General features: G+C 69.5%; 12 protein-coding genes. 3 read left to right on the forward strand and 9 right to left on the reverse strand.

Annotation, left to right across the window (positions count from 1 at the left end; genetic code table 11):
* Nucleotides 1-5: 5 nt before the first annotated feature.
* Genes LH62_RS12130 through LH62_RS12140 form a run of 3 tightly spaced genes read right to left on the reverse strand, consistent with a single transcriptional unit; the run spans nucleotide 6 to nucleotide 3,586 of the window.
* Complete coding sequence (locus LH62_RS12130; protein WP_052214297.1) at nucleotides 6-1,412, reverse strand: HlyD family type I secretion periplasmic adaptor subunit; 1,407 nt, start codon at nucleotides 1,410-1,412, stop codon at nucleotides 6-8.
* A complete protein-coding gene (locus LH62_RS12135) occupies nucleotides 1,409-3,172 on the reverse strand; it encodes a type I secretion system permease/ATPase (RefSeq protein WP_052214300.1) in 1,764 nt (587 codons plus the stop codon). Before LH62_RS12135 ends, LH62_RS12130 begins: the two co-directional genes overlap by 4 nt.
* A 3-nt stretch (nucleotides 3,173-3,175) precedes the next feature.
* Nucleotides 3,176-3,586, reverse strand: coding sequence for a hypothetical protein (locus LH62_RS12140; protein ID WP_043361572.1), 411 nt, complete (start codon nucleotides 3,584-3,586; stop codon nucleotides 3,176-3,178).
* 385 nt (nucleotides 3,587-3,971) lie between these two features.
* Between LH62_RS12140 and LH62_RS12145 the strand changes: the two genes are divergently transcribed.
* The gene (locus tag LH62_RS12145) at nucleotides 3,972-5,318 is read left to right on the forward strand and encodes an outer membrane beta-barrel protein (protein ID WP_160299831.1); all 1,347 of its coding nucleotides are present in this window, start codon (nucleotides 3,972-3,974) and stop codon (nucleotides 5,316-5,318) included.
* A complete protein-coding gene (locus LH62_RS12150; protein WP_043361575.1) occupies nucleotides 5,308-6,054 on the forward strand; it encodes a WecB/TagA/CpsF family glycosyltransferase in 747 nt (248 codons plus the stop codon). The genes LH62_RS12145 and LH62_RS12150 overlap by 11 nt, the downstream gene beginning before the upstream one ends.
* Before the next feature lie 7 nt (nucleotides 6,055-6,061).
* Here LH62_RS12150 and LH62_RS12155 read toward each other — a convergent pair whose 3' ends face one another.
* The 6 genes from LH62_RS12155 to LH62_RS12180 form a co-directional block, all read right to left on the reverse strand.
* A complete protein-coding gene (locus tag LH62_RS12155) occupies nucleotides 6,062-6,259 on the reverse strand; it encodes a hypothetical protein (RefSeq protein ID WP_043361576.1) in 198 nt (65 codons plus the stop codon).
* A 5-nt stretch (nucleotides 6,260-6,264) separates the two neighbouring features.
* Entirely contained in the window at nucleotides 6,265-6,555 is a 291-nt protein-coding gene (locus tag LH62_RS12160; protein WP_043361579.1) for a hypothetical protein, read from the reverse strand.
* Nucleotides 6,556-6,586: 31 nt separating this feature from the next.
* Complete coding sequence (locus LH62_RS12165) at nucleotides 6,587-7,621, reverse strand: glycosyltransferase family 2 protein (protein WP_052214302.1); 1,035 nt, start codon at nucleotides 7,619-7,621, stop codon at nucleotides 6,587-6,589.
* On the reverse strand, nucleotides 7,618-8,598 hold the full coding sequence (locus LH62_RS12170; protein ID WP_052214979.1) for a glycosyltransferase family 2 protein: 981 nt from the start codon (nucleotides 8,596-8,598) through the stop codon (nucleotides 7,618-7,620). Before LH62_RS12170 ends, LH62_RS12165 begins: the two co-directional genes overlap by 4 nt.
* Nucleotides 8,599-8,711: 113 nt before the next feature.
* Nucleotides 8,712-10,220 (reverse strand): exopolysaccharide biosynthesis polyprenyl glycosylphosphotransferase, encoded by a 1,509-nt coding sequence (locus LH62_RS28325; RefSeq protein WP_052214305.1) that lies wholly within the window; start codon nucleotides 10,218-10,220, stop codon nucleotides 8,712-8,714.
* Nucleotides 10,221-10,282: 62 nt separating this feature from the next.
* A complete protein-coding gene (locus LH62_RS12180; RefSeq protein WP_236552541.1) occupies nucleotides 10,283-10,765 on the reverse strand; it encodes a GtrA family protein in 483 nt (160 codons plus the stop codon).
* Between the two features lie 422 nt (nucleotides 10,766-11,187).
* Here LH62_RS12180 and LH62_RS28330 point away from each other — a divergent pair, with 422 nt between their 5' ends.
* Nucleotides 11,188-11,556, forward strand: coding sequence for a hypothetical protein (locus LH62_RS28330; protein ID WP_144404469.1), 369 nt, complete (start codon nucleotides 11,188-11,190; stop codon nucleotides 11,554-11,556).
* Nucleotides 11,557-11,664: the final 108 nt, after the last annotated feature.

Here is an 11,664-nt window from a genome sequence, read left to right on the forward strand (position 1 = left end):
GCGTCCTATTGTTCGCGGAAGGCGCGGTGGAAGCTGTCCCGGATCGGCTGGGTGATATAGCGGAAGAAGGTCCGCTCGCCGATCTTGATATGGGCTTCCACCGGCATCCCGGGGGTGAGGAAGACGTTGGGCAGCGAGGTCAGCTGCGCCTGGTCGATCAAAATACGTGCCGGGTAGTATTGCTGCCTTGTCTGCTCGTTGGTGGTCACGTCCGCGGCGATCCAGGTCACCTCTCCGTGCAGATAGGGCACCAGCCGCTGCTTGAAGGCGGGCAGCCGCACCTCGGCATGCAAGCCCGGATAGACCACGTCGATGTCGTTCGGCTGGACGTTGACCTCGGCGATCAGCCGGTCGTGCTGCGGCACCAGGTCCATCACCGACTCGCCCGGCTTGACGACGGCGCCGACGGTGAAGAGGCGCAGGTTGACGACGGTGCCGTCCTCCGGCGCGGTGATATCCCGCCGCGTCATGACGTCGGAGGCGGCGCGCAGCTTCTCCTCGGCCTCGGCGAGCCTGCCGCGGACATCGCGCAGCTCCTGGCCGTTCTCCTGCATCCGCTGGTCGGTGGCCTGGCTGATCTGCTTCTGCGCCTCGGCGATCGCCGCATTGGCGCGGTCGATCTGGCCGTTCAGGTCCTCGATGCTGCCCTCCAGCCCGGCGAAGCTGCGCTGGAGCGCGAGCAGCTGCGGCAGCCGCTGCAGGCCCTGGTTGACCAGGGTGCGCGTCATCTCCTCCTCCTGCTTGATCAGCGCGAGCTGGCGGCGGGTGGAGGCGAGCTGGCCGCGGGCGCCGGCGATTACCGCCTGCTGCTGGTCGATGCGGGCCTGGAAGACCTGCACCTGGCTAACGAGGCTTGCCATCCGCGCTTCGAACAGGGCGCGCTGGCCGGTGACGCTGTCGAGCGCGCGGGCATTGCTGGCGTTCAGCAGCTCGGCCGGGAAGGTGACCTCCCGCGCCCGGGCGATCTCGGCGCGCAGCCGCGCTTCCTGCGCCATCAGCGCCCAGCGCTGGGCGCGCTGCGTTTCCAGCGTGGCATCCGCTTGGATGTCGTCGAGGCGGGCGAGCACCTGGCCCTTCTCCACCTTGTCGCCGTCGCGCACCAGGATATCGCGGACGATGCCGCCCTCAAGATGCTGGATGGTCCGCCGCGTGCCCTCGACCTTGACGACGCCGGCGGCGATGGAGGCCTCGGCCAGCGGGGCCATGACCGCCCAGGCCGCGCCGCCCACGACGAAGAACATGAAGACGATCATGCCGAAGATCATCGTCCCGCGGGTGCGCGGCGCCGGGGCGTCGAGCAGCGGGTCGAAGGGGAAGGGCGGCAGCGTGCCGCCGAGGTCGGTGCGGATCGGTGCCAGCGCGCGGCTGCCGGTCAGCGCCGGCAGCTTGGAGTCCTGGGTGGTGACGCTCATCGGGCGGCGCTCCCTTCAAGGCGGGCAACGGGGGCGTTCTGGACCTCGGCAGGGCGCGGCGGCGTCATCAGGCGCTTCAGCACCTCGGCGCGCGGACCGAACATCTCCATCGCGCCGTCCTTCAGCAGCAGCACCTTGTCGACGCCCTGGACGAGGGTCGGGCGGTGCGAGACGAGGATAACGGTGGTGTCCTGCGCCTTCAGCCGCTCCAGCGCCTGGGTGAGCGCCGCCTCGCTGTCGCCGTCGAGGTTGCTGTTCGGCTCGTCGAGCACGACCAGCTTCGGCCGGCCGAACATGGCCCGCGCCAGGCCGATCAGCTGCCGCTGGCCGCCCGACAGGTACTGGCCGCTGTCGCCGATCTCGGTCTCGTAGCCGTTCGGCAGGCGGAGGATCATGTCATGGCAGCCGGCGAGCTTCGCCGCCTCGTACACGGCCTCCGGCTCGGCCTCGGCCATGCGGGCGATGTTGCGGAAGACGGTGCCGTCGAACAGCTCGACATCCTGCGGCAGGTAGCCGACATGGCGGCCGAAATCCTCGCGCATCCATTGGTAGACATCGGCGCCGTCGAGCCGGACGGTGCCGGCCGAGGGCGGCAGCGTGCCGATCAGCATGCGGATCAGCGTCGTCTTGCCGGCCGCCGAGGGGCCGATCACGGCCAGGCTCTCGCCCGGGCTGAGGCTGAAATTCACGCCCTTGATCATGGCGACGCCCTGGCCCGGGAAGGCATAGGAGACGCGCTCGACCGAAACCTTGCCGACCGGCTCCGGCAGCGGCAGCCCCGGCGGGCGCAGCCGCGGCATGGCGAGGAAGCTCTGCAGCCGGCGGAAGCTCTGCCGGGCGGAAACCAGCTGCTTCCAGCCGCCGATCATCTGCTCCACCGGCGCCAGCGCCCGGCCCATGATGATCGAGCCGGCGATGGAGGCGCCCGAGGTCAGCTCCTGCTGCAGCACCAGGTAGGCGCCGGCGCCGAGGATGCCGATCTGCACCGTGAGGCGGCAGAACTTCGTCATGGCGACGAGGAAGGAGGCGCGGTCGGCGGCGCGCTGCTGCGGCACCGTCATCGCCGCGACCGACTCCCGCCAGCGTCCGATGACCGAGGGCAGCATCCCCATGCTGTCGATCACCTCGGCATTGCGCGAGATGGCATCCGCCCGGCGCTGCGAGGCCATGCCGGCGGTGTTCGCCTCCTTCAACAGGGCGGAAGTGGAGACTTCGCTGGCGAGCGTCAGGCCGAACAGCACCACCGCGCCGCCGAGGGCGATGAAGCCCATCACCGGGTGGAGGAGGAAGATGACGCCGATATAGATCGGCACCCAGGGCACGTCATAGAGCGAGAGCGCGCCCGGCGAGCCGAGATAGCCGCGGCAGACCGCGAGGTCCCGCAAGGCCTCCATCCGGTAGGGCCGGCCGCGCAGCGTGCTCTCGAGCGCGCGGACGAAACCCTCCGGTGCCACCCGGTGCTCCACCCAGCTGCCGATGCGCTGCATCACCTTGCCGCGCACCCCCTCGAGGATAGCGAGCACCGCCGTCGCCAGGATGGCGATCAGCGAGAGGTAGAGCAGGGTGTCCAGCGCCCGGCTCGACAGGACGCGGTCGAAGACCTGCATCATGTAGACCGAGGTGGTGAGCTGCAGCAGGTTCACGACGCCGCTGAAGACACCGACGAGGATGAACTGGGTCCGGCAGGCCCGGAGCGCCCGGCGCAGCGGGGTATCCGCCGCCGCATCGGCCCCGGGGAGAAGGGTGCGGGTGTGGGACATGCGTCAGCCTGCCAGGCGGCCGGCGATGCCGGCCAGGGTTTCGGGATGCAGCGCGAGCCAGGCGCCGGCGGCGCCGATGATAATGAGCGCCACCAGGTTGGCGGCGACCAGGCGAAGGAAGCCGGGCGGGTGGCGGAGGCGGCCGATCTGCTCGGCCACGGCCTCCTGGCGGATGCGCTCGATGTTGTTGTGCAGATAGCGCAGCGCGTGGTCGCAGAGCGCGGCCTCGGCCTCCCGCTGGCAACGCGCGACGGCTTCGGGGCTGGCGTCTTCCCGCCGCTCTGTGGCGATCGCGAAGGCGAGGAGGCCGGTCAGACGGTCTTCCGTGCGGAAGGCCTGAGGGTCGGCGGGGACCGTCACGGCCGGAAAGGGGGCCGGCGCGGGGTTTGGCCTGAGGGTTTCGACATTGGCCATACTGGGCTCCATCCTGGGCCGGCCATGGGAATGCGATGATACGCCCAGACGGGCGAATCAGCGCTATCATCCCGCATGGCTTGCACGCTGTTGTCCCGAAGTAGGGGGGCTGGGGGACAGGGGCGCCTGGGCGGCGCGGATTGAATACGCACTCCGGTTTCCGTGAAATGCAACCCTAAACCCGAGAAATTTCCGTACGGTAACAGGCGGAAGAGATGCTGTTCCGTATCGATCTCCGCCCTGGTCCTCCGCGGCGGTTGTGCCACACCTGACCCGGAAGTGACGGATTGCCTCGTCTGCATGACGGGATGTGATTGTTGCATGCACACTCCTCCAGCAACCCGTGCTAGGGAGGCCGGGGGCTCATAATGACGGGGAAATGGTGGTGAAAAGCTTTCGAAGCTGGGGGGTTCTGGGTTTGCTCGTGGCTGCCCTGCCGCTGGGCGAGGCGCAGGCCCAATTGGGTGACTCGCCCGAGGTCCAGCGTGGCATCACCGTGGTGAACCGGCAGCGGCCGGATTACGATCCGCTTGGCGTCCGCCTCGGCGGCTTCCTCCTGAATGGCGGGATCGAGGCCGGGCCTGGCTGGGACAGCAATCTCTTCGGCCGGAGAAGGAACGTCGTTTCCGACGGCTTCGCTGAGGAGCGGGGAAACGTGAACCTCCGCAGTACCTGGACGAACCATGCGGTCGGCGTCTCCGCCAACTCCACCAACAGGCAGTATTTCAGCCAGAGCCAGCTCGACTGGAACGACTGGGACATAGGCGGCTTCGGGCGTTATGACTTTTCGGCCGATACGGCCCTGCTGGGTCAGTACCGTCATTACCGCTCGCATCTCGACGTCTATAGCTTCGACGTCCAGGCCGCCGGCATCGTCCAGCCTGTCGCCTACGAGTCGGATGAGGTCTCGGTGACCGGCAACACGCGGTTCAACCGGCTCGGGCTGATCGCCCAGGGCGTCTACAGGACGTTCGACTTCGAGGAGCGGGTCATCGGCACCACCCCGACGCCGTTGTTGCAGGACGGCTTCAACGTGCCGCAGAACGGCTTCAACACCTCGCGGAACAGCTTCAACACGGTGATCGGCGCGCTCGGGGCCAGCTATGCCCTTGCCCCGGGCCGCAACATCACCGCCGTCGTCCGGGTGCAGGACATCCAGTACACCTCCTCCGGCTCGGGTTTCCAGAACCCGGCCTTCAACCCGCAAAACATCTTCGACAACCCGCGAAACCGGAACAGCTTCACCTGGGAGGCGCTGGCCGGCTTCGACTATGACTTCGACGGCGTCTGGCAGGCCCGCATCGGCCTCGGCTGGCGGCACCGCGAATACGAGGGGCCGATCAGGCCGTTGGAGGGTCCGGCGGTCGAGGCTGGCCTCACCTATGCCCCGACCCAGTTGACCACTGTCCGCTTCCGGCTCACCCGCACCATCGAGGAGTCCATCCGCCAGGATTCGGTGAGCTTCCAGCGCACCCAGGCCGGCCTGACCCTCGATCATGAATACCTGCGCAACGTGCTGCTCCAGGGCGACGTGCTCTACGACCGGCGCGAGTATGAGAGCCCGAACCAGACGGCGAGCGACATGGTCCTCACCCTGACCGCGCGCTACCTGCTGAACCGCAACGCCTCGGTGGTGGCGAGCTACGGCTATCGCCGGCGGCTCGAGGCAACAGGCGGCTTCCGCGAGTTCGACCGCAACCTGCTGCAGGTCCGGCTCCGCTTTGCGATCTGAGGCTCCGCTCCGGCGCCTGCTCGAGCTGGATTTCGCCGACCTTCCCTTGCAGGGCGTGCTGGCCCTGCTGGCGGAGCGGCCGGCGGAGGCGCCCTTCGGCTATGTCGTGACGCCGAATGCCGACCATCTGGTGCGGGTGGCGCGCGATCCGGCGCTGCGGCCGCTGTATGACGCGGCGATGCTGCGCCTGCTCGACAGCCGGGTGGTGGCGCGGCTCGCCGGCGTGATGGGGCTGGCGGCGCCGGCGGTGGTGCCGGGCAGCGACCTCACCGCCGCCTTGATGGACGCGCTGCCGGCGGACGAGCCGGTGACGGTGCTCGGCCTGGCGCCGGCGGCGCTCGAACGGCTGGCGGCACGGACGGGGCTCCGGCGGATCGCCCACCACAACCCGCCGATGGGGTTCGACCGCGACCCGGCACAGTTCGAGGCGGCGGTCCGCTTCATCGAGGACCACCCGGCGCGCTACAGCTTCCTCGCCGTCGGCTCGCCACGGCAGGAGCGGGTGGCGCAGGCTGTGGCGGAGCGCGGGAAGGGGCGGGGGGTGGGCCTCTGCATCGGGGCGAGCCTGCTCTTCCTCACCGGCGAGGAACGGCGGGCGCCGCTCGCGGTGCAGCGGGCCGGGATGGAATGGGCCTGGCGGCTGATGCAGGACCCGAAGCGCCTCGCCCGGCGCTATCTGGTGGACAGCCCGGCGATCATCGCCCTGCTGCGGCGGGAAGCGAAGCGGCCCCGCTAAGGGGCTGCTACCCTCTCCGGCTGATGATCCTCGCCACCAGCATCAGCACCGCCCCGGCCAGGATCACCCCATAGGTCCTTGGGTCCGCCCGCAGCGCATCCAACACCGCCTCCGGAATCCAGAGCAGCGCATCCCAGCCGAAGAGATGCGCCAGCACGCCGACCAGCACGAGCAGCGTGCCGAGGCTCCAAAGCAACCGCGCCATTTCGCCTACCCGGCCCGGAAGGCGATGGCGTTGCGGAGCGCGTGCACGATCAGCTCCATCCGGCGCTCGAAGCCGGCGGCGGCCTGGGGGCGGCCGGCCTCCTCAGCGCCGACGACGCCGCGCAGGACGGAGGCTTCGAGCTGCTTCGCCATTTCCTCCATGGAGGCGAGGGCGATCTCGGCGCCGCCGCCCTGCATGGTGGCGCGCAGCACGGCGATCTCGCCGAAGGCCGCGGCCAGGGCCGTTTCCAGGGCGATGATCTCGCCGCGCAATTCGTCGCTCTTGTCCTCGGGCATTGGTCTCAGGTGGGGGCGACGGTGCCCGGCCTCAACTGGCCTTGGCACTGGGCAGGGCCGCCAGCACCTCAGCCCGCACCCGCCGGCCGAGGCCCCCGCGATGGGCGGCATCGTTGCGGGCGAGGTAGTCGCGCGCCGCGGGCGTCAGCCGGTAAAGCGCCTCCATTCCCGGTGCGGGGCGGAAGCGGCGCCAGAGGCCGAGCGCCGCGGGACCCGCCTTCAGACCCTGGGCAAGCACGCCGTTGCGGGCGCCCTTCACTTGGTAGGCAAGGAAGCGCGGCAGCAGCGAGGCCGGGGCGAGGCCGTATTTCAGCCCGATATAGAGGCGGTTGCGGACGAAGTGGAACCAGCGGGTACCGGACCAGGCGAACCGGTGCTCACCGCTCACCTTGTGGCGCACGGCGATGTCGCCGCGGTAGCGGATGCGCTGGCCGGCATTGATGGCGCGGAGGGCGAAGTCGAACTCCTCCCAGCAGAAGAAGAGTGCGTCGTCATAGCCGCCGGTGCGCTCGAAATCCCGCCGGCGGATGGCATGGCCGGCGCCGACAAAGGTGGCGACGTCGAAGCTTTCCGCCGCGCGCGGCAGCAGCCCGGCCGGGTAGCCCCAGGAGGAGAGATCCTCCGCGCCGGTGTCGAAGACGAGGATGCGGCAGGCGATGGTGGCGATGTCCGGCTCTGCATCCAGGGCGCGGAGGGCGCGGGCGAGGGTGTCGGCGTCGGCGAATTCGGCGTCGTTGTCGAGGGCGAAGACCATCCGGCCGCGGCCGAGCGCCGTCGCCCGGTTGCGCCCGCCGGCAACGCCCCAGTTGCGGTCGAGCCGCACCAGCGTCGCATCCGGCGCGCCCTCGACGGCGGCGGCGAGGCGGGCGAGGTTCTCCGGCCGGCTGCCCTGATCGGCGATCCAGACATGCTTGGAGAGCCCGGCCTGAGCGCGGGCGGAGGCGATGGCGGCCACCGTCTCCTCGGCCCGGTCCATTGCCAGGATGATGACGTCGGCATCCACCTCGCCCGCCGGCCCGCGGGCACCGGCGACATGCTCGGGGGCCGGATAGGGGCCGAGGCTCATGGGTGCTCCTCGAAATCCGGCGCGGGCAGGGCGAGGTAGGCGATGCGCTTCGCCTCCTGCCGGCCGCGCGTCACCGTGTCGAGGATGAGGCCGCAGACAAAGGAAAGAAAGGAGAGCAGGACGAGGCCGGTCGCCAGCACCGCCGTCGGCAGCCGGGGGACGAGGCCGGTGGCGAGGAAGGTCTGCAGCAGCGGCACCGCCAGCACCAGGGCGAGGAACAGGAGGATGCCGCCGGCGACCGAGAAGAACATCAGCGGCCGCTCCCGCTGCACCAGATGGATGATGGTCCGTAGGATGCGGAAGCCGTCCCGGTAGGTGTTGAGCTTGCTGGTGGAGCCGGCGGGGCGCTCCTTGTAGGCGCTTGGCACCTCGCCGACGGGCAGTTTCAGTTCCAGGGCATGGACGGTGAACTCCGTCTCCGTCTCGAAGCCGGCGGCGAGCGCCGGGAAGCTCTTGACGAAGCGGCGCGAGAAGACGCGATAGCCGGAAAGCATGTCGGAGATGCGGTCGCCGAAGACCCAGCGCACCATGCCCGTCAGCACGGCATTGCCGAGCTGGTGGCCGCGGCGATAGGCGGCGGCTGCGATCGCTTCGGGCGTGCGGCGCACGCCGGTCACCATGTCGAGGCGGTCGGCAAGGAGCAGGCGCAGCATCTCCGGCGCGGCGGCGGCGTCGTAAGTGTCGTCGCCATCGACCAGCACATAGGCGTCGGCCTCGATATCGGCGAACATTCGCCGCACGACATGGCCCTTGCCCTGCAGCGACTCGTTGCGGACGACCGCCCCGGCGGCGCGGGCGGCGGCGACGGTGCCGTCCTTCGAGTTGTTGTCGTAGACGTAGATGGTCGCGTCGGGCAGGGCGGCGCGGAAGGCGGCGACCACGCGGGGGATCGCCACCTCCTCATTGTAGCAGGGGATGAGGACGGCGATGCGGGGGGCGTTGCGCGCGAGCGGCAGCAGCTGCGCGCCGGGCGTCATATGGGTATCGGGCAAGGCGCTCTCCGACATGCTGAGGGCTTCCGTCCTGGGCTCCCGAGGGGCTCCGCGACCATTCTGGACGGGGAATGTGGCGGGGGAATGACCCCCGCCGCTCAAAAGGCGTTGCGCATCCGTGCGACGGCCAGCAGCGTCCGAACCAGGATGGTGAAATCGAGCCAGGGCGACCAGGTCTCGATATATTCGAGGTCGCTCTCGACCCGGCGGAGCAGCTTCTCCTCCGTCTCGGTCGGGCCCCGCCAGCCGCGGACCTGAGCGAGGCCGGTGAGGCCTGGCTTCACCCGGTGCCGCGCGGCATAGCGGGCGGCGACCTCCTCGAAGGGCCTCCCGCCGGCGCGGGTGCCCGGCGCATGCGGCCGGGGGCCGATAAAGGACATGTCGCCGCGGAGGATGTTGAAGAGCTGCGGCAACTCGTCGAGCGAGGTGCGGCGCAGGATGGCACCCACCCGCGTGACCCGCTTGTCGCCGAGCGAGACCTGGCGGGCGACGGTATAGTCCGCCGCCTCGTGGTACATCGTGCGGAACTTCAGCACGTAGAAGGGCTGGTTGTTGAAGCCGGTGCGGCGCTGGCGAAACAGCACCGGGCCTGGGCTGTCGAGCCGCACCGCGAGGGCGATGAGCGCCATCGGCACGGCGGCAACGGCCAGCGCCAGCGCGGCCAGTACGTAGTCCTCCACCATTTTGACCACGGCGCCCCAGCCGCTGATCGGCCGGTCGGCCAGGCGGAGCAGGCGCAGCCGCTCGCCCTCCGGCGCGGTGCCGAGGCTGCGATAAGCCATGAGGTCCGGAGCGAGGCGGACATCGACCGGGTAGTCGCCGAAATGCCGCAGCAGGTTCTGCAGCCGGGATTCCGCCGCCCAGGGGAGGGCGAGGATCACCTGATCCACCTCGCCGCGGCGGATCATGGCGTTCAGCGCCTCGAGCGAGCCGAGATAGGGCAGGCCGTTGCGCAGCCCGCCGACCTGGTGGGTGCGACGGTCATCGACCAGGCCGACCAGCTCCAGGCTGCGGTCCGGCCGGCCGCCAAGGGCGGCGACCAGGCGCGCGGCCTGGGGCCCGTCACCGACCACCACGGCGCGTTGCCGGGTGCGCTCCGCCGCGGCGCGAAGGGCGACGGCGGCCGCCATCCGCGCGGCGAGCACCGGCGGCATGGCAATGACGAGCCAGAGCAGCGCCAGGCCAGGCGCGAAATTGCCGCGGGCGCCGAGCGCCTGCGCCGCCAAACCCATGCCGCCGATCCCGAGGACCAGTCCGGCGAGGGCGCCGAGCCCGGCCCGCTTGCCGCCGAAGAGCGCGGCATGGCCGTAGCCGCCGGCCGCGGCGATCAGGCAGGGCACCAGCAGCGCGACGAAGCCGATCAGCCGCAGCGCCGGCCCCTCGGCCGGCTCCAGCGGCAGCGCCTGCACGGCGAGGCCGGTGGCGGCGAGGCACAGCGCGTCCAGCATCGCCACGGCCAATGCCAGCAGTGCCGGCGGCAACGGCGAACCGATCGCCCAGCGCTCGCGGCGCGCACCGCCGCGGAGGCCGACCCAGCCGGCCTCCGCCACTGCGGTCAGCAGCCGGCTGTCGCCGGTGCGGTGCTCGGGGGGCATCACGTCCTGCATGCTGACCGCCCAGGGCTGGGGTTGAGGCTCTCGATTGCGATGGGCATGGCTCCCGCTGGCCTTCACGCTCTGGAGGAACGGGGGTCGGCCCCGGCGGCACCGAAAACGAAGCGCCGGGACATGAGAAAGTTGGCGGCAAGACCGGCGAGCGAGCCAGCCGCGACACCAATCACGGGATGGGCCGCGACCAGCGGAACTCCGGCGACCAGCGCCGCGTAGGTTCCGTAGTTGCACAGGAAGCCGAGCACATTCACGAGCAGAAAGAGCAACCATTGCCGACCAAGCCCGCCTTCCCGCCGAGATGCGCGAAAGGTCCATGCCCGGTTTAACGCAAAAGTTGTGGTGGCGGCGGCAAGATAGGAAAGCACACGCCCCAGCCAAGGACCGGTGCCGAGCGCGATGCCGGCCGTCAACACACCCGCATCGACGATAAAGCCGGCCACGCCGACCGTGCCGAAGCGCAACAGCTCGCCCAGCATGCCGCCACCGTTGCGGGTGGCGAAGGAGGCAGCGGCAAGATCGGGACCGGTGAGGGAAGAATTCATTCAAAGCATCCTGTATGCAGCAAGGAATACGCGTCCTCGCCTGCTGCGACAAACCACGGCGCGGTGACAACCGCTCACCCAGGGCGCGAAACCGCCGCTTCCGCTGTCACGTTCCACGGCGCAGGCGCCACGGAAATCCACACGCCAATAGTCCAGTTCGATCCGGAAATCTTTTATCACACAGCAATGAAAAGCTCGCAGGCACAATGATCGAGGACCTTGCCGCGGATGTGGCCGCAATCGGCAGCATCCTGGTCGTCCCGCCGTTCTCGACATCGTCTGGCGGTTGAGCGACATGCGTTTCGCAAGCGTCGCGCGGCAACGGACCGGTGGATCGCCTGCGCCGTCCGTGACGAGATCGTCTTCGACCTCGCCCCGGCGGCGAGGTTCCCATCGAGTCGACGCTTTGCCATCGGGTGCGCGTGGCGACGACGCGCGTCGTCATCGCCCATCCGGTCTGTTGTTCCCATCACACGCCAGCGAGCTGCGGCTTCCGCGGTTACGTTCCCGTGTCGATTGGCGGCGCCGACGGCAGCGTCTTCGGTATGCCCTTCACCATCAACTCGGAGCCGCACCGGCTGGAGGTGCGCGAGATCGTTAGGTTGTTCGAGATGTTCGCCGACTTCATCGGGCAGCATCTCACAGCGCTGGAGCGGGCGACGCTGCTCGACGCGCACCGCGTGGCGGCTCTGCACGAGCAGTTCATCGTGGTGCTTGAGCATGACTTGCGCAACCCGCTCACCGCCATCGACGGCGGGCTGTTGTTCGAGCGAGAGCACGTCGAGATGTAATGATTTTTGAAATAAATCACGCACAGGTTGTAAGGCGACTGACCGGATCGGATTGGCGAGATTACCCGCCCCCTCGATGCGCCAGTCCCCTGTGCCTCCAGGCACATG

This window comes from Belnapia sp. F-4-1 (assembly GCF_000802185.1).
Taxonomy (GTDB): Bacteria; Pseudomonadota; Alphaproteobacteria; order Acetobacterales; family Acetobacteraceae; genus Belnapia.

Bases quoted from the DNA above. Each gene is read 5' to 3' on its own strand.
- LH62_RS12130 (WP_052214297.1), bottom strand. From the start codon at position 1,412: ATGAGCGTCACCACCCAGGACTCCAAGCTGCCGGCGCTGACCGGCAGC.
- LH62_RS12135 (WP_052214300.1), bottom strand. From the start codon at position 3,172: ATGTCCCACACCCGCACCCTTCTCCCCGGGGCCGATGCGGCGGCGGAT.
- LH62_RS12140 (WP_043361572.1), bottom strand. From the start codon at position 3,586: ATGGCCAATGTCGAAACCCTCAGGCCAAACCCCGCGCCGGCCCCCTTT.
- LH62_RS12155 (WP_043361576.1), bottom strand. From the start codon at position 6,259: ATGGCGCGGTTGCTTTGGAGCCTCGGCACGCTGCTCGTGCTGGTCGGC.
- LH62_RS12160 (WP_043361579.1), bottom strand. From the start codon at position 6,555: ATGCCCGAGGACAAGAGCGACGAATTGCGCGGCGAGATCATCGCCCTG.
- LH62_RS12165 (WP_052214302.1), bottom strand. From the start codon at position 7,621: ATGAGCCTCGGCCCCTATCCGGCCCCCGAGCATGTCGCCGGTGCCCGC.
- LH62_RS12170 (WP_052214979.1), bottom strand. From the start codon at position 8,598: ATGACGCCCGGCGCGCAGCTGCTGCCGCTCGCGCGCAACGCCCCCCGC.
- LH62_RS28325 (WP_052214305.1), bottom strand. From the start codon at position 10,220: ATGCAGGACGTGATGCCCCCCGAGCACCGCACCGGCGACAGCCGGCTG.
- LH62_RS12180 (WP_236552541.1), bottom strand. From the start codon at position 10,765: ATGAATTCTTCCCTCACCGGTCCCGATCTTGCCGCTGCCTCCTTCGCC.